Source organism: Mesonia sp. K4-1 (genome assembly GCF_008017825.1).
In the GTDB taxonomy this organism is placed as follows: domain Bacteria; phylum Bacteroidota; class Bacteroidia; order Flavobacteriales; family Flavobacteriaceae; genus Mesonia.
Genome location: NZ_VRLS01000086.1, coordinates 183,894 through 201,109, shown reverse-complemented (window position 1 = coordinate 201,109; position 17,216 = coordinate 183,894). Strand labels below are relative to the sequence as shown.

General features: G+C 32.8%; 13 protein-coding genes. 6 read left to right on the top strand and 7 right to left on the bottom strand.

The genetic code is table 11. The annotated features are described in order from the left end of the window. Nucleotides 1-139 precede the first annotated feature (139 nt). From FT986_RS13150 to asnB, 3 genes are all read left to right on the top strand, one after another. Nucleotides 140-2,902, top strand: coding sequence for a metalloprotease (locus FT986_RS13150; RefSeq protein WP_187248639.1), 2,763 nt, complete (start codon nucleotides 140-142; stop codon nucleotides 2,900-2,902). A 261-nt stretch (nucleotides 2,903-3,163) separates the two neighbouring features. Next, on the top strand, nucleotides 3,164-5,578 hold the full coding sequence (locus tag FT986_RS13145) for a thiamine pyrophosphate-dependent enzyme (RefSeq protein ID WP_147865448.1): 2,415 nt from the start codon (nucleotides 3,164-3,166) through the stop codon (nucleotides 5,576-5,578). Nucleotides 5,579-5,796: 218 nt separating this feature from the next. Then, nucleotides 5,797-7,461, top strand: coding sequence for an asparagine synthase B (asnB, locus tag FT986_RS13140; protein WP_147865447.1), 1,665 nt, complete (start codon nucleotides 5,797-5,799; stop codon nucleotides 7,459-7,461). 15 nt (nucleotides 7,462-7,476) lie between these two features. Here asnB and FT986_RS13135 read toward each other — a convergent pair whose 3' ends face one another. Genes FT986_RS13135 through FT986_RS13125 form a run of 3 tightly spaced genes read right to left on the bottom strand, consistent with a single transcriptional unit; the run spans nucleotide 7,477 to nucleotide 10,362 of the window. Beyond that, nucleotides 7,477-9,000 (bottom strand): PH domain-containing protein, encoded by a 1,524-nt coding sequence (locus FT986_RS13135; protein ID WP_147865446.1) that lies wholly within the window; start codon nucleotides 8,998-9,000, stop codon nucleotides 7,477-7,479. After that, nucleotides 8,993-9,535, bottom strand: a complete 543-nt coding sequence (locus tag FT986_RS13130; RefSeq protein ID WP_147865445.1) for a PH domain-containing protein — start codon at nucleotides 9,533-9,535, stop codon at nucleotides 8,993-8,995. The genes FT986_RS13135 and FT986_RS13130 overlap by 8 nt, the downstream gene beginning before the upstream one ends. Beyond that, nucleotides 9,523-10,362: a 1,4-dihydroxy-2-naphthoyl-CoA synthase gene (locus tag FT986_RS13125; RefSeq protein WP_147865444.1), complete on the bottom strand. Its 840-nt coding sequence runs from the start codon at nucleotides 10,360-10,362 to the stop codon at nucleotides 9,523-9,525. The genes FT986_RS13130 and FT986_RS13125 overlap by 13 nt, the downstream gene beginning before the upstream one ends. 618 nt (nucleotides 10,363-10,980) lie before the next feature. Between FT986_RS13125 and FT986_RS13120 the strand changes: the two genes are divergently transcribed. The 3 genes from FT986_RS13120 (at nucleotide 10,981) to FT986_RS13110 (ending at nucleotide 12,932) form a co-directional block, all read left to right on the top strand. After that, a complete protein-coding gene (locus FT986_RS13120; RefSeq protein WP_147865443.1) occupies nucleotides 10,981-11,355 on the top strand; it encodes a hypothetical protein in 375 nt (124 codons plus the stop codon). A gap of 64 nt (nucleotides 11,356-11,419) precedes the next feature. Next, nucleotides 11,420-11,944, top strand: a complete 525-nt coding sequence (locus FT986_RS13115; RefSeq protein ID WP_147865442.1) for a hypothetical protein — start codon at nucleotides 11,420-11,422, stop codon at nucleotides 11,942-11,944. Nucleotides 11,945-11,972: 28 nt separating this feature from the next. Continuing rightward, a complete protein-coding gene (locus FT986_RS13110; protein ID WP_147865441.1) occupies nucleotides 11,973-12,932 on the top strand; it encodes a DUF4421 family protein in 960 nt (319 codons plus the stop codon). Here FT986_RS13110 and FT986_RS13105 read toward each other — a convergent pair. The 4 genes from FT986_RS13105 to FT986_RS13090 form a co-directional block, all read right to left on the bottom strand. Further along, on the bottom strand, nucleotides 12,929-13,774 hold the full coding sequence (locus FT986_RS13105; protein WP_147865440.1) for a S1 RNA-binding domain-containing protein: 846 nt from the start codon (nucleotides 13,772-13,774) through the stop codon (nucleotides 12,929-12,931). The two genes, FT986_RS13110 and FT986_RS13105, sit on opposite strands and share 4 nt — an antisense overlap. A 94-nt stretch (nucleotides 13,775-13,868) precedes the next feature. Then, complete coding sequence (locus tag FT986_RS13100; RefSeq protein ID WP_111540934.1) at nucleotides 13,869-14,207, bottom strand: DUF2853 family protein; 339 nt, start codon at nucleotides 14,205-14,207, stop codon at nucleotides 13,869-13,871. A gap of 85 nt (nucleotides 14,208-14,292) precedes the next feature. Further along, nucleotides 14,293-16,029 carry a 2-succinyl-5-enolpyruvyl-6-hydroxy-3-cyclohexene-1-carboxylic-acid synthase gene (gene menD / locus FT986_RS13095; RefSeq protein ID WP_147865439.1) on the bottom strand — a complete coding sequence of 579 codons (1,737 nt, stop codon included), beginning with the start codon at nucleotides 16,027-16,029 and terminating at the stop codon, nucleotides 14,293-14,295. Nucleotides 16,030-16,101: 72 nt separating this feature from the next. Next, on the bottom strand, nucleotides 16,102-17,214 hold the full coding sequence (locus tag FT986_RS13090; protein WP_147865438.1) for a chorismate-binding protein: 1,113 nt from the start codon (nucleotides 17,212-17,214) through the stop codon (nucleotides 16,102-16,104). Between the last annotated feature and the right edge of the window lie 2 nt (nucleotides 17,215-17,216).

Below are 17,216 nucleotides of genomic sequence, written 5' to 3'. Positions count from 1 at the left end.
TAGGCACAGTTCATGCTACTTAAAATAATATACTTTTTAAGTAGCATTTTTATGAATACCCAAATCTTATAAATCTTAATTCAGGTTGATAAACCGTTTACTCTTCTTTTTAATTTTTATTTTTACCTGTCTTTCTACGATGGGGCAATCTTCTATTGCCGTAGATGCAAAATTAAATGCAGAAGAGAAAACGATAGACATTAGTCAAGAAATTACGTATAAAAATACTTCGCAAGAAATTTTAAATAACGTTTACCTTACCGATTGGGCTAACAGTTTTAAAGATAAGCGTACTCCTTTAGCGCAACGTTTTGAGGAAGAGTTTCAGCGTAATTTTTATTATGCTAAAAGTTATGAAAGAGGAAATACAGAGATGTTTTCAACTTCTACTCACAATCAGCCTGCCGTCAACTGGTCAAGACCAGAAAAACATCCTGATATTATAAAGTTAGATTTAGATCAGCCCCTATTTCCCAATGAAGAAATAACATTTAAGCTTCAATACCGCGTTAAAATCCCTAACGATAAATTTACCCGTTATGGTTATAGCAAAAAAGGATTTGAGTTAAGGTATTGGCTCATACTTCCTTCGGTATTTGAGGATGGGAGATGGCAATTTTACAGCAATAAAGATCTTAATGATTTATATGTTCTACCTTATGATATTGAACTTAATCTAGAAGTTCCTAAAGACTTTGTGGTTGTTTCTGGTCTCAATAGTGAAGGAAAAACCAGCTTAGAAAGCACGCATCAATTCCGCTTTAGCGAAAAAAAGCAAGTCGATACTAAATTACATATTGTTAAGTCATCTAATTTTGAAACGATTGAAACAGACAAGCTTAACGTTGTTACCAATATTGAGGATAATAACCTAAGGCCAGAAATGAAAGCCTTAATTGTAGATAGAATTACTCACTATCTTAATTACAGGCTAGGAGATTTTCCTCATAAAAATTTAATGGTTTCAGAGGAAGATTATCTTTCTAATCCTGTATACGGACTTAACCAATTGCCAACATTTATAAGGCCTTTTCCAGATGGTTTTCAATATGATATTAAACTCTTAAAAACCATTACCAGAAATTATTTAGAAAATACATTAATTCTTAATTCTAGAGAAGAAAGTTGGTTAAATGAAGGTATCATCACTTACATCTTGATGGATTATGTGAATCAATTCTATAAGGATACGAAGCTATTGGGTTCCTTTAGTGAAATTATAGGAGTTAGATGGTTTCATGCATCAGACTTAGAATTTAATGATCGTTATCCGCTCCTCTACTTAAATATGGCTCGTTTAAATCTAGACCAAGCTTTAGATGAAAATAACGATAAGCTCATAAAATTCAATAAAAATATTGCTAATCCTTATAAAGCTGGTATTGGTTTTAATTACTTAAAAGATTACTTAGAAGATGACGAGGTGATCAATACGACTATAAAACAGTTTTATACCGAAAATGTTCTAAACCCTACCAGCACAAGTGCTTTTAAAGAAATACTCCGTCAAAATACTTCTAAAGATGTCAATTGGTTTTTTGATGACTATGTGGGTAATAATATTAATATTGATTTTAAGATTAGTAAGGTTAACAAATCTGGTGATTCTTTACACGTAACCATAAAAAATAAAACCCATAAAGAAATCCCTATTTCCCTTTACGGAATAAAAGACAGAGATATAGTTTCTAAAACTTGGGTAAATCATTTTTTAGACAAGAAAACCATCACTATACCCGCGCAAAATGTAGAACGCCTTGCCTTAAATTATGAAGCTGTAATTCCTGAATTTAACCAAAGAGATAATTATAAAAAAGTAACCACTTGGCTTGATAAACCTGTGCAAGTAAGATTACTTTTAGATATTGAAGATCCTTATTACAATCAATTCTTTATTATTCCTGAGTTTGATTATAATTTATATGATGGTATTACTATTGGTCCAAAACTGTATAACACTACGATTTTATCTCGAAATTTTAATTATAAAATTGCTCCTAAATATGGTTTTGGTAGCGGTGCTATCTTAGGGTCTGCATCGGTGACACACTCTACCCAATATCAAAACCAAAACTTATACGAGTTTAAAATGGGAATTAGCGGAACTCGCTTTTCTTATGCACAAGATTTATACTATCATAAAGTAACTCCTTTTATTAGTATAGGTTTTAGAGATGACGATTTAAGAAGCAACGAATATCAATTTATAAGTATTCGAAATATAAATGTTTTTAGAGATAGAGATGTTTTAAATACAGTAGACGAACCAGATTATAGCGTACTCAACGCAAGGTACGGTTTTAGCGACCGTAATTTTGCCGATTATTTTACAGGTACTTTTGATTATCAAGTAGCTAAAAAATTCAGTAAAATATCGGTAACCTCAAAATGGAGAAAGCTATTCCTAAATAATAGACAAATAGAATTGCGTTTTTTCGCTGGTGCTTTCTTATTCAATGAAGCGAAAGATTCAGACTATTTTAGTTTTGCTTTAGACCGTCCTACAGATTATTTATTTGATTATAATTACTACGGAAGAAGTGAAGATCAAGGACTTTTTAGTCAGCAATTTATTGAAGCCGAAGGAGGTTTTAAATCTCAATTACAACCTGCATTTGCCAATCAATGGCTTACATCCCTTAACGGAAGTTTCACTATATGGAATTGGATTCACGCTTATGGTGATGTTGGTTTAGTAAAAAATAAAGAGGAGAATGCGCAATTTCTCTATGATTCTGGAATACGCGTAAGTTTAGTGCAAGATTACTTTGAATTATTTTTCCCCGTACACTCTAATTTAGGATGGGAAATAGCTCAGTCAAATTATGATCAAAAAATAAGATTCATCGTTTCTTTAGATTTTAATACCCTATTAAAACTCTTTACAAGGAGATGGTACTAAATTGAATAATTCTCAATAAAAGCTTTAATTACTACATAATTTTGAATATAATTCAGTAAAAATAGAAAATGCTGAAAATTCAATAATTTCACACCTCACTTTTTGATTGATTTTTAAAATCATTTTTCTTATCTTCGCAAAGTTCCCAAAATGCACAGTCTGGGAATTAAATACTGAAGTATGAATTCTTAAATAAGCGTTTTTTTATTTTTGAAAACATACCACGTATAACGCCCTATGAGGGTATTAAACATACAACCCATGCAAGAGAAAACTATAGAAAAAAATGACCTTTCCTTTGAAGATTTTAAGGAACAAGTAATACAAGATTATAAGACTGCCGTTATTAGTAGAGAATGTAGTTTACTAGGACGTCGTGAAGTACTTACAGGAAAAGCCAAATTTGGTATTTTTGGTGATGGTAAAGAAGTGCCTCAATTAGCAATGGCTAAAGCTTTTCAAAACGGTGATTTTAGATCTGGGTATTACAGGGATCAAACTTTTATGATGGCATTAAACCTTCTATCTGTAGAAGAGTTTTTTGCCGGTCTTTATGGTAATACCAATTTAGAGAAAGAGCCTATGGCGGGAGGAAGACAAATGGGAGGACACTTTGGGACCCACAGTCTTCAAGAAGATGGAACTTGGAAAAACCTAGCAGAACAAAAAAATTCTAGTGCCGACATCTCTCCTACTGCAGGACAAATGCCTAGACTTTTAGGACTAGCTCAGGCTTCAAAAATATACAGGAACGTTGAAGGAATAGATATAGCACCTCAGTTTTCTAACAAAGGAAACGAAATCGCTTGGGGAACTATTGGTAATGCAAGTACAAGTGAAGGGCTATTTTGGGAAACCATTAATGCTGCGGGAGTAATGCAAGTACCTATGGTTATTAGCGTTTGGGATGATGAATACGGTATCTCTGTACCTGCTAAATACCAAACTACTAAAGAAAACATCTCTGAAATTTTAAAAGGTTTTCAAAGAGATGAAATGGGGGATGGTTACGAAATTATTAAAGTAAAAGGGTGGAGCTATCCTGAGTTAATGGAAGCTTACCAAAAAGCAAGTAAGATTTCTAGAGAAGAGCATGTCCCTGTTCTAATTCACGTTTACGAGCTTACTCAACCTCAAGGACACTCAACCTCTGGTTCTCACGAACGTTACAAGAGTGAAGATCGCCTTAATTGGGAAAAAGAATATGACTGTAACGTACAAATGCGTCAGTGGATATTAGAAAGCGACCTTGCTACTGAAGATGAATTAAAAGCCTTAGAAAAAGAGGCTAAAAAAATAGTTAGAGAAGGTAAAAAAGCAGCTTGGAACGAGGTAACTCAAGGTCCCAAAGCAGCTCAAAAAGAAATGACAAGTCTGTTAGACAACCTAGCTCAAAACTCTTCTAACCGTAGTTTCATTCAGCCTTTAAAAGAAGAAATAGAACAATTAGGAAACCCAGAAAAACATCAAATTCTTAGAACAGGAAGAAAAGCCTTACGTTACGTACGTGAAGAGAATAATTCCGCGAAAAGCGAATTGATCAACTGGATTGATAATTATGTAAAAATAACACAACCTGATTATAGCAGTCACTTACATAGTGAAAGTGAATTTTCTGCATTAAACATAGACGCTGTAGTACCAACTTACGACGCTGACGCGGAAGATGTAGATGCGAGACTTATTCTTCGTAATAACTTCGATAAAATCTTTTCTAACAAACCAGAAACCTTAATTTTTGGAGAAGACACAGGAAACATCGGAGATGTCAACCAAGGTTTAGAGGGAATGCAAGAAAAGTACGGTGAGCTAAGAGTTGCTGATGCTGGTATTCGTGAAGCTACTATTTTAGGACAAGGAATAGGAATGGCGATGAGAGGCTTACGCCCTATTGCAGAGATTCAATACTTAGATTACATTTTGTATGCGTTGCAAATTATGAGTGATGACTTAGCAACCTTACATTATAGAACTAAAGGAAAACAAAAAGCTCCGCTTATTGTAAGAACTCGTGGTCACCGTTTAGAAGGTATATGGCATAGTGGTTCTCCTATGGGAGGATTGGTGCATTTACTTAGAGGAATTCATATTTTAGTTCCCCGTAATATGACTATTGCTGCTAGTTTTTATAATACTTTATTAGAGTGTGACGAACCAGGACTTATTGTAGAATGCCTTAACGGATACCGTCTTAAAGAAAAAATGCCTAATAACTTGGGTGAGTTTAGAACTCCTGTAGGAGTGGTAGAAACCATAAGAGAAGGTGAAGATATTACGCTTGTGTCTTACGGTTCTACACTTAGAATTATCGAACAGGCTGCTAAAGACTTACTAGAGGTAGGTATTAATGCAGAGATTATCGATGTACAGTCTCTACTTCCTTTTGATATTAATCACGACCTTGTAAAAAGTGTTGCAAAAACCAATAGATTATTGGTTATTGATGAAGATGTACCAGGAGGAGCTTCTGCATATATTTTACAAGAAATTGTAGAAAACCAAAATGGATATAAGCATTTAGATAGTAAACCCCAAACCTTAACTGCTAAGGCGCATCGTCCTGCATACGGTACAGATGGGGATTATTTCTCTAAACCTTCTGCTGAAGATGTATTCGAAAAAGTATATGAAATCTTTAATGAAGTAAACCCAAATCAGTTTCCTGCATTAAAGTAATTTAATAAAAACAAGGTGAATTTGTATTTTTAATTTATATTTACAAATAACAATTGATCAAATAAGATAAGTTTTATGTTAGTATTTCGTTTAAATAACAATAATAATAACCCGTTCCCGTAACAAAAACTTGTCGCGAATATATAGCCCGTCAGGTTTTTTACCTGACGGGTTTTTTTATATCCAAAAATGAAATTTTAATTTAAAAATAGAAGATTATGTGTGGAATTGTATGTGCTTTTGAACTAAAAGAATCGGTAGAGGTGTTAAGACCTCAAGTATTAAAAATGTCAAAAATAATTAGACATCGCGGCCCTGATTGGAGTGGAATTTTTCATAATAATAATGCAATAATGGCTCACGAACGCTTAGCGATTGTAGACCCTATTTCAGGTAAACAACCTATTTATAGCAAAGATAAAAACCTAGTTCTTGCTGCTAATGGTGAAATCTATAACCATTTGTCTTTACGGAAAGAGCTAAAAAAAGACTATGAATTCCAAACACAATCGGATTGCGAAATCATTTTGGCACTTTACCAGGAAAAAGGTGTTGAATTTTTAAATGATCTTAATGGAATATTTGCATTTGCTCTCTACGATGTAGAAAAAGATGAATATTTGATTGCTCGAGACCATATGGGCATTATTCCATTATATATGGGCTGGGACAAAAACGGAACCTTTTATGTAGCTTCAGAGTTAAAAGCATTGGAAGGGATTTGCACTAAAATAGAATTATTTCCTCCAGGGCATTATTTGTCTAGCAAAGAAGGAGAGTTAAAAACTTGGTACACGAGAGATTGGAAAGATTATAACACTGTAAAAGACAATGAGACCTCGATACAAGAAATCCGTCAAGCTTTAGATGAAGCTGTAAAACGTCAGTTGATGAGTGATGTACCATACGGAGTGTTACTATCGGGAGGTTTAGATTCCTCAATCACTTCCGCATTAGCGAAAAAATATGCAGACAAGCGCATAGAAACTGGAGACCGAGAAAATGCTTGGTATCCACGCTTACATTCATTTGCCGTAGGTTTAGAAGGTAGTCCAGATTTGGCAGCTGCTAAAAAAGTTGCTAAGCATCTAGATACCGTTCATCACGAAATTAAATTTAGCATTCAGGAAGGCATAGACGCCATTAAAGATGTGATTTATCATCTCGAAACCTATGATATAACTACCATTAGAGCCTCCACTCCTATGTTTCTCATGGCTAGGGCTATTAAAGCTTTAGGAATAAAAATGGTATTAAGCGGAGAAGGTAGTGATGAGCTTTTTGGAGGTTATTTATACTTTCACAAAGCACCTAATGCTCAAGAATTTCATGAAGAAACCGTGAGAAAGCTAGAGAAATTACATCAATATGATTGTCTTAGAGCAAATAAAAGTTTAGCTGCTTGGGGAATTGAAGGAAGAGTTCCCTTTTTAGACAAAGAATTTATAGATGTTGCCATGCGCATTAACCCGAAAGACAAAATGATAAACGGAGAACGTATGGAAAAGTGGGTGCTTAGAAAAGCCTTTGAAGATATGCTTCCCAAAAGTGTAGTTTGGAGACAAAAAGAACAGTTTAGTGACGGCGTAGGCTACAGCTGGATTGATACGCTAAAAGAAATGGTAAATGATAAAATTAGTGATCATCAATTTGAAAATGCACATCACAGATTTCCTATACAAACCCCTACTAGTAAAGAAGAGTTTTATTATCGAAGTATTTTTGAGGAACATTTCCCGAGTGATACCGCAGCTTTAAGCGTGCCTTCGGTTCCCTCTGTAGCTTGTAGTAGTCCGGTTGCATTAGCCTGGGACGAGAGTTTTAAAAATATGAATGACCCTAGCGGTAGAGCGGTAGCGCGAGTACATAGCGATGCTTATTAAACCCCAAGAAAGTAGTTACATCCACTCATTTGTGGATGTTTCTATTTTATAGAGTAAATAATTTACTTGTTTTACAAATTCTTCGCTTACTAGTGGAAAACTGACATCTCCCGAGGCGGTATGAAAAGTTATATTCACCAATTTTCTTCTTCTTAACCACACTGGCTGACTTACACTTATAGATTGCAGTTTAAAAGTTTCTATCTCCACCTGTACTTTGCTCCAAAGTCCAGTAGATTTTACCAAAAACTCTTCACTTATTTCCAACTGCATTTTTTGATATACTTTACGCTGATATATAAAAAACAAAACAACATAAATTAAGATAAAAATAGAAAGAACGGGAATATGCAAATCATCAAAAATAAAACTTAGAACCACTGCCGCTATGAGTAAAGGGACAATTCCCCAAAATAATCTTCTATACAACCAGATTTTATGAGGTTTATAAATAACCCCTTCTTTACGTTCGTGTTGGTGTAAAAATCGACTTGCTTTTTTAGCTTTATCCCAAGACAATCCCGGGATATTAATTCTATTTTTTTTATGTGTTTCTGTGCTACTCGTTAGTGAAAGCTGTAATTGATACAAATTTAGCTTTCGCTGAATTGGATTCGTAATCAATCTCAAAATTTGAACGCGATGAGGGCGTAAAGATACTTTCGTATTGGTTTTCAGGCCCATTTCTAACTCTAAACTATCTTTACTCTGAGTAAGTTTCAGTTCAAAATACTTGATGAAAATTTCTATAATACTTACTACAATTCCGACAAGGAAGACAGCCACGAACATAAATAGTAAAACCATAACAATCTCTCCAACCGATTGAAATGTATTTAGATAATTGGCTGCTTCATCGGCATATTCATTTTCAGTAAATAAATCAGAAAATTGATTATAAAGTGAACTAAAAAATATAAGAATAAGTCCGAAACCTCTAAAATAATTACTTGTAATACCAAGCTTTAAAAGATCGGTAAATGTTAATCGATGCTCCCAATAAGTGGGAGAAACCCTTTTTTCTGAAGTGGTATCGGTAGAAAGTTCAGATTCCTCTTGTTCATGTTCCTCACTAATAAAAGAGTGTAATTTCTTTTGAAGCAAAACCGCTTTCTCTTCTGATAGTGCTTTGATTTCTATTTCTTTCTCACTACTTCCAGCAGATTCTATCACTACGCTATAAACCCCAATCATTCGCTGAATGATAGAACGTTTAAAATATACCTGTTGAATTTTATCGAATGAAATGGTTATATTTTCAGATGAAAAAACCCCTTTATTTAATACAAACTCATCATCTTCATAATTAATATAAAAAAGAAAATTCCGATAAGAAAGAATACTAAATACGAGAATAAGAAGTGCAAAAACCGTTAACCCTAAAACTATATAAGTATAATTAAACTGAGAGGTTTTACCCAATAGCGCATACACAGCAATAGCCCAAAGTCCACGTAAAGATTTGTATAGTGCGCTTAGAAAAATAAGAATAATCCCTATGGATGATTGGCGTTCGGGTTGTGAAAAAGCTTTACTCATCAATCTTCTCTTCTACAATTTTATGAGCAATCCATTCTTTAATTTGCAATGCTTTTTGCGGAGTTAGTCCTGGAATTTTTATATCACTCCCTTGTCCTCCTGCCGTAAAAACTTTTACATTTTTTAATTTAAAATACTTATCGAATAAACTTTGAGTAGTCGAAACATGTTGTACCCTATTAAAAGGAATGATAGTCGTTTTAATAACCAACACTCCTTTTTGAAATAAAATATCTTTCTCTCGCACTACATAACCATAATTTTTTTGTGCAAAAAAATGATAAATAAACATTAATAATAAAAAACCTATTGCACCTAATAGCCCCACGAAAATGTAATTTAATTTTACCCATTCTTTCAAATAAAGAACTGCCGCTACTATTAGGATTAGGGCTAAAAAAACAATTAATCCTGTTAGTATTTTTTTAAGCAATCTTTTTGATACCTTTTCTAAAGCTTCAAGTTTATAATTTGGAAGCTCCTGAGAATTAATTGCGTTATTAGTAAAATTTGTATGAGGTTCTATGGTAGCCATTTTTTGTCAAAATTTGGAGCTCTTTTTTCTAAGAAAGCATCTCTACCTTCTTTTGCTTCTTCGGTCATATAAGCTAAGCGAGTCGCTTCTCCTGCAAAAACTTGCTGTCCTACCATACCATCATCTGTAAGGTTCATGGCGAATTTTAGCATTTTTATAGATGTAGGGCTCTTTGCCAATACTTCTTGAGCCCATTCAAAAGCAGTGTCTTCTAATTGATCGTGAGGCACAACTGCATTTACCATTCCCATATCAAAGGCTTCTTGAGCTGAATAATTTCTACCTAAAAAGAAAATTTCTCTAGCTTTCTTTTGACCTACCATTTTTGCTAAATATGCAGAACCATAACCTCCATCAAAACTGGTTACATCGGCATCGGTTTGTTTAAAAATAGCGTGTTCTTTACTCGCTAAAGTCATATCACACACCACGTGTAAACTATGTCCGCCTCCTACAGCCCAACCAGGAACTACACATATTACAGCTTTTGGCATAAAACGAATAAGACGTTGAACTTCTAATATATTTAAACGGTGGTAACCATCTTCACCTACATAACCTTGTTGTCCTCTTGCTTTTTGATCGCCTCCACTACAAAAACTATAAACCCCATCTCTAGAAGAAGGTCCTTCTGCTGAAAGTAATACCACTCCTATACTTGTATCCTCTTGTGCGTTATGAAAAGCATCTAAAAGCTCTGATGTCGTTTTTGGTCTAAATGCATTTCTTACATCTGGACGATTAAAAGCTATCCTAGCAACCCCTTCGCATTTTTTATAGGTGATATCTTCATATTCTTTAACGGTTTTCCAGTTTATCGAACTCATATATTTTTTGTTAGTTTTATTTTAAAATTCTTTTTAAGTCTAATGTAAGTAATAATATAAATTAGGCTAATCGAACTATAGACTCTCGAAACATAAAGTTTAAGAGACCAAATTTAAGGTTTTTGCTTTAGATTTCTTATATTTAAAAAAGGACTTCTTTTATATGAAATTGATTATATATTTATTCATATGCATTTTTGGAATGCCGGTAAGTGGAATTTCTTAAGAAATGGCTTCTCAAAACCAAAAGGTATGTCAGGTTAACCCTTTTGAGTGAGAAACGAATACTAAAACTTTTCTATTTCAGAAGAAGAAAGAAAAATTTTCTATATTTAATTTTTCTAATCATTTAGAAAATTATCATTTTGATGTTAGTTTTAGCGCCAAACAAATTAACTCTACATCACAGTTTAATCACTTCTCTATTCATGAAGATTTAAAAGAAATACAATTGCGAAGGCAATTAGACCCTAATAGAAATTATCCTAACCACGGTATTTATAATAAGAGCCCAACTTGTCAACCCTACCCTCTGGTTGAAGTGAGAATATTTAAAGATTTTTCTGTCGGGATTTAAAAGTTTAATTGTTTTCAAATAAAAAAGTAATATCTTTAAGTATGAAAAACTTAATTTTTTATATCTTATTTATTGGCTTGTTTTCAATTAACAGTTGGGGACAAGAAAAAAGTCATAGCGTAGACTTAAATCAAAATACAGAGCGCGACTCTACTCCTCGTCTTTCTCGATTTTTACAGAATATAGATATTGCACAAGATCATTCTTTTACTTTTAATCGGGATTTTTTAAAACCTAAAGAGGTGAGTTTAAAAAAGATGTTACAAACTCGATATTATAATTCTATTAATTATTTAAAAGAAGCTTCATTAAATGAAACTTTGTATCCTAATCTTAATTATCCTAGCGGAATTTTAATTGACAACAATGCTCAATTTTTAATTCATCACTTTCCTAAAGTTAACACTAAACTTTAAAGTTTTAAATTCTTAAAAGTTACTTTAGCACCATATTTGTTGTGTGAAGGGTATATTATTCAGTATGAAAAGGATTTTTTTTATTTTAATATTTATCGGATTTTCTTCCGCGAAAGCGCAAGAGTTATCTACATCTAATACTTTAACCAACCTCAATAGTGGTTTTGACAACTTTATTTCTTTAAAAAACGCCACTTCTCTCTCTCATTTTTACGGGATGCAAATAGAAAAAAGAGAGTTTAGTATTCCTCCTGTAGATGTATATGGGGTTAATACAAAGAAAAAAATTGATATGTTAGGAATGGCCTGGGATAATGAAAGACAGAAACAATTGGCTGCTCAACAATTTGAATTTCCTGAAAAACAAGCTTCACAAATAAATTCTAATGTGCAAATTTTTGCTAATCAGTTTAATTTTGACAGGCGTACCAATAGTGATTTTAATTTTAATGGAACTACCCCAGATGGCGGTATAAGAAATGAGGTTTATGAAAGTCAAGAGCGTCCGTTTTATTTTACCCCTTATTATAGAAACAATTCTTATTATCGAAGATCTAACCGACCAACTTTTTCTATAACGCGATACTAATTAAATCTTAAAAATTCCTTTTATATTTATGAGTAGATTTTTTATACTAGTCTTTATATTATTATATCAAGTAAGTTTTTCTCAACAAGATAGTATTAGCAATCAAGCGTTTTATGAAAAGTATTCTGGTAAGTTATCTACCAAAATATTTACTTTAAATAGGTCTAATGATTTTGAGTTATATGATGAAAACGCAGACAAAAGAATTTTACTTACTCCCAACCGAAAAACGTCTTTAGGATTTTCTGCCAACTATGACATTTTAGCTTTTAGTATTGGTTTTGCTCCTGCTTTTTTAACCGAAAATAGAGACAATAAAAACTCTAAACTTTTATCATTTTCTACCGATTTATTTTTAGGACCTTGGATACAACATCTTGATTTATTTTATCAAAAAGGGATGACTTTAGAATTGCTCAATGAACCATCTATTTACTTAGAAAACTTAAAAACCTTTAAAGTCGGTGGAAGCACTTCATTTAATTTTAACCCTAACTTTTCTTATAAAGCTAAAAATTTTGAAAATGAAAGGCAGCTAAAAAGTACTGGTAGCTTTATTCCTTCTTTAGTTTACTACTATACTTCTTTACAACAAACCAAAGAAGTAGATTATGATACGAAAGCTAGGTTTATTAATTTTGCAATAGCACCAGCCTATCATTACAATTGGGTTATAGATGAACATTTTTTAGTCTCTGGAGGGCTTTCTCTGGGATTAGGACTCACTCAAACCATAGACAGTGATAGAAGTGTTACTACTTTACTTACTACAAGCTCTATTGATTTATCCGTGGGTTATAATACAGATAATTTTTACGCTGGTATTATCTCTAAAGGGACATTACAAAAACAAAATAATGGTGCCAACGTTGTAGGCGATGACACCATTAGATCTATATCTTTTTTAATAGGTTACCGCTTTAATGCTCCGCAGTTTGTAAAAGATGCTAATAGAGCGGTTTATAATTTTTTTAGCAGAAAAAATTAATCTTTATTCAGCTTAATTCCGTTTTCTTCTATAGTGATCATCTTTTGCTTATAAAGAGTACCAATAGCTCTTTTAAAACTCTTTTTACTCATTTCTAGGTAAGATTTAATCTCCTCTGGAGAAGATTTATCGTGTAAAGGTAAAGATCCATTTTGCAACTCTAGTTCATTTAAAATGGCTTGGGCATTGGGCTCTATACTTCTATAACCAGAACGTTGAAGTGTAATGTCTATCTTTTTATCTTTTCTAGTTTTCTTTACCCAGCCTTTAAGCTGATCTCCCGTCTTTAAATCCTGAAAAATTTCATCGTGATAAATCAACCCTTGATGTAATTCATTTACAATAACATTAAAACCAAGTTCTGTCTTATTAGTTACAATAAGTCTTACTTCTTCATAAGGCTCTACAGTTAACTCATCATTATCTAAGAAGTGATTAACTTTACTAGATGCTACCAAACGTTCACTAGCTTCATCTAAATAGCAAAAGATAAGATACCATTGACCTTCTTTCATAGGATAAGCTTGTTCCTTAAACGGAACAAATAAATGTTTCTCTAAACCCCAGTCTAAGAAAGCTCCTATTTTATTAACTTCTACACAACGTAAATAAGCAAATTCGTCTAATTTTACGTAAGGTTTCAAAGTTGTAGCTACAGGTCTTTCATCATGATCTAAGTAAACAAATACCTCAATTTCATCTTCTAACTCAAAACTTTCTGGTTTATATTTATTAGGTAATAAAATCTCATTTTCTTTTTCTCCACTATCATCTTTAAGAAATAATCCAGGAGGAGTATCTCTATCTATCGTTAAGGTATGTAATTGTCCTATCGCTAACATAAACTACTTTATTTTTTGGCAAAGGTAATGCTTTTAATACATAAAAAAACACCGTAGAATTTTTACGGTGTTTTTAAATTTTATGAGAGAGATATTAATTATAAATATCTTCTTTTTTATAATGCTTTGCTAATAGATAATAGACTACAGCTCTATATTTATTAGTTTTAGATTTACCGTATTTTTCGATAACCGCATTAATGCCTTTATCTAAATCATCGGTATCTTCTAAACCTAATTTTTTAACTAGAAAGTTTTTTCTCACAGTTTGCAATTCTTTAGGATCAGACCCAGAAACTGTTGAAGCATCTCTATTATATATTGATGGTCCTAAACCTTTAGCTACTTTTCTTAGGAGTTCTACATCGTGGTTTCCTTCAATTTCGTCTAAGTGTTTTAGGTAGTCACCCATTTTTTCATCTAACTTACTCATAGTGGTTTCGTTTAGTGTTAATAAAGGTTCAATTTAACCTTTTTAAGAAGAATTAAAAAAATTATTTCTTAATTTTTAATGAAATTTACGGCAATATAAACTTAAAGTAATCTTTTAGATACTTATCGTTAATATCGCTTGGGGTAAAAACTTCTAAAAGCTGGGGTTTATTGTTTTTTTCCGCGTAAAGCAAACCTAAATTACCTTCTAACTCTTCTTCATTGCTTGCAGTTTGATATTCAAACCCATACATTTTACACAGATGTTCTGCAGTGAGTTGATGCTTAGTTTCGAAAAAAGTTGAAAAGTTTTTAGTTTCTTTAGCTCCTGGTAGAATTTTGAAAATTCCTCCTCCTTGATTATTTATAAGAATAATTTTAAAATCTTTAGGTATGTAGTTATTCCACAAAGCATTACTATCATACAAGAAACTTAAATCTCCTGTAACTAATGTAGTAGGCATCGTTGACGCTACCGCTCCCCCCACCGATGTTGAAGTACTACCATCAATCCCACTAGTACCTCTATTACAATATATAAATTGCTCTTTTTCAAACTTAAATAATTGAGCATAACGAATGATACTACTATTAGAAAAATGAATAAGTTGTTCTTTAGGCAAGTTGGTAACGATTTTACTAAATGCTTTTAAGTCACAAAATGGAATTCTTTCTATATACTGAAGATGATGTATATCTCTTCGTTCTTTCACCTCCAACCAAGAATCTCTATAATTGCTTTCAGGTTGATTTACTTGAGGTAAAAAGTGTTGTAAAAATTCATTTGCAGAAACATCAAAATGCTTATTCAAACAAAAATAAGTGTTCAATGCTTTTTTGGTATCTACATGCCAATGCTGCTGCGGACTATAAGTTCTTAAAAATGCTTTTATTTTTTTAGAAATAACTAGCCCTCCAAAAGTTAGTAATATTTGAGGTTGTAATTGTCGAAATTCAGATTCAGGATCTTCACTTACTTCTAAAGGAGCAATAAGTTTATCTATTCTTGTGATAAATTTTTTATGATGTAAATTAGAAGTTGTTTCCGTAAAAATTAATACAGAAGGGTCTTTCGCTAATTCATCTAACAATTCTTGCTCTATTTGGTTAGGCTCATGAACACCTACTAAAACCAATTTTCTTTTGGCTTTATTCCACGTAGATGCATATTTTTTTAACGCTTCCGCGGAAATAGTTTTGGGTTCTTTTATAGGCTCAATTTCTAAGGGATTTACCGATGTTTTCTCTACCATCCCGTACAAAGGCTCATAAAAAGGAACATTTATATGCACTGGTCCGTTTTGCTCTATTGCTGTATTTAAAGCAAGGTTAATTTCCCTTTCATTATGCTTTTGAGCCTCCGAAAATTTTTGCTGAATTTTTTGATCTTCAGGAGAAATATCTAAAGCAACCTCTGAATATAAATTAGCTGAATATAAGATATGATTTTGAAATACGTTCTTTTGACGGATCGTTTGCCCATCTCCTATATCAATCCTTTCCACAGGTCGATCTGCCGAAATGACCACCAAAGGAATATCGCTATAAAAAGCTTCGGCTACAGCTGGATAATAATTTAGCAATGCACTTCCCGATGTACACACCAAAGCCACTGGTTTTTTTAATTGCTGAGCCATTCCTAAAGCAAAAAATGCAGCACAACGTTCATCTACAATACTGTAGGCATTTATTTGAGGATGGTTAGCAAAACTTAAAGTAAGTGGCGCATTTCTAGAACCTGGCGATATAATCACATGATTTATACCTTTTGAAAGACACAATAACACAACCGATTGCGCCAAAGGAATATTGGAAATTTGCATAAATAATTGCTTGTTTATTCTTACAAAAATAAACTTATTATTGGGGAATGCCTAAGATTTATAAGATGTGTTTCACAACACTTGTTGCATCGTTTCTGCTTTTCTTTGTGTTTCTTCCCATTCAGATTTAGGTTGAGAATCTTTTGTAATTCCTCCTCCCACATATACTTCTAATCGGTTATCAGATACTTGCATACATCGTAAATTAACATACAAATTAGTTTGTTTAGAAACGGATTGATAAGCAGAGTTCTCAATATTTCTCCGACGCGGATTTCTATTTTTGGTATGTTGAAAATTCAACTCTCCTAAATAACCTGTGTAATAGCTACGATCATAGTTTTCTTTAGTAAGAATATAATCATATGCTATTTCATACGGCAGACCGCAAACCGCAGGTGTGGGATGCAATTTTTTAATTATTTTCTTTAAACCGTCGGCTTCATAAGTTGCTGAAACATTCGTTTTTAAATGTAAAACATTACCAGCTCTTATCGTATGTGGCTCTCCAACTTGTAGGTTACTTACTTCGGTAATTTGAGACAACCCATCTACAATAGCCCTGGTAACAATAGCTTGCTCTTCTTTTTCTTTTTCTTTCCAGCTTACTTCTTTAGTATTATTAAATACTTGCGTACCTGCCAAAGCCATAGTTTTTAAACGTCTACCTTCTGTTTTCACTAATGTTTCTGGTGTTGCTCCTATCCACATTCCTACAAGAGGATGATACCAACAGTACACCATAGCTTCGGGATAAAGTTCTAACAAGCGTTTAAAATAAAGAAAAGGCTCTGTTTTTAACTCAATTTCTTTCTTTCTAGAAATAACCACTTTCTCTAAGCCTGAAGCTTTAATAGTATCTATAGTTTTATTTATTAGATTCTCATATCGATCTTGTTCTTGTTGTTCTTTTTTATATTCTCTTTTTTTTAAGTTGACCTTAAAAGATTCTTGTTCAACAGAGATCGCTTCCGCGGAAGCGTAGGAAAAAACTATTGCTCTTTTTTGAGAATTAAACGGAGCAAATACAAAACCCTTTTCTTGAAAATCGCTAATATATTCTATGATATTATTAGGCTGTAACTGTCCCTTCACCAACTTCTCACCAGGATGACGGTACATTACAAAAGGTAATTGTAAGGAATGATGCTCCTTTACTTTTTCTAGAAAAGAATCGAAATTCATAG

What these genes read in the sequence shown, in the direction of transcription:
- FT986_RS13090 (WP_147865438.1), bottom strand. Translation starts at nt 17,214, where the DNA reads ATGAATTTCGATTCTTTTCTAGAAAAAGTAAAGGAGCATCATTCCTTA.
- asnB (WP_147865447.1), top strand. Translation starts at nt 5,797, where the DNA reads ATGTGTGGAATTGTATGTGCTTTTGAACTAAAAGAATCGGTAGAGGTG.
- FT986_RS13115 (WP_147865442.1), top strand. Translation starts at nt 11,420, where the DNA reads ATGAAAAGGATTTTTTTTATTTTAATATTTATCGGATTTTCTTCCGCG.
- FT986_RS13110 (WP_147865441.1), top strand. Translation starts at nt 11,973, where the DNA reads ATGAGTAGATTTTTTATACTAGTCTTTATATTATTATATCAAGTAAGT.
- FT986_RS13125 (WP_147865444.1), bottom strand. Translation starts at nt 10,362, where the DNA reads ATGAGTTCGATAAACTGGAAAACCGTTAAAGAATATGAAGATATCACC.
- FT986_RS13150 (WP_187248639.1), top strand. Translation starts at nt 140, where the DNA reads ATGGGGCAATCTTCTATTGCCGTAGATGCAAAATTAAATGCAGAAGAG.
- menD (WP_147865439.1), bottom strand. Translation starts at nt 16,029, where the DNA reads ATGCAAATTTCCAATATTCCTTTGGCGCAATCGGTTGTGTTATTGTGT.
- FT986_RS13120 (WP_147865443.1), top strand. Translation starts at nt 10,981, where the DNA reads ATGAAAAACTTAATTTTTTATATCTTATTTATTGGCTTGTTTTCAATT.
- FT986_RS13130 (WP_147865445.1), bottom strand. Translation starts at nt 9,535, where the DNA reads ATGGCTACCATAGAACCTCATACAAATTTTACTAATAACGCAATTAAT.
- FT986_RS13145 (WP_147865448.1), top strand. Translation starts at nt 3,164, where the DNA reads ATGCAAGAGAAAACTATAGAAAAAAATGACCTTTCCTTTGAAGATTTT.
- FT986_RS13105 (WP_147865440.1), bottom strand. Translation starts at nt 13,774, where the DNA reads ATGTTAGCGATAGGACAATTACATACCTTAACGATAGATAGAGATACT.
- FT986_RS13135 (WP_147865446.1), bottom strand. Translation starts at nt 9,000, where the DNA reads ATGAGTAAAGCTTTTTCACAACCCGAACGCCAATCATCCATAGGGATT.
- FT986_RS13100 (WP_111540934.1), bottom strand. Translation starts at nt 14,207, where the DNA reads ATGAGTAAGTTAGATGAAAAAATGGGTGACTACCTAAAACACTTAGAC.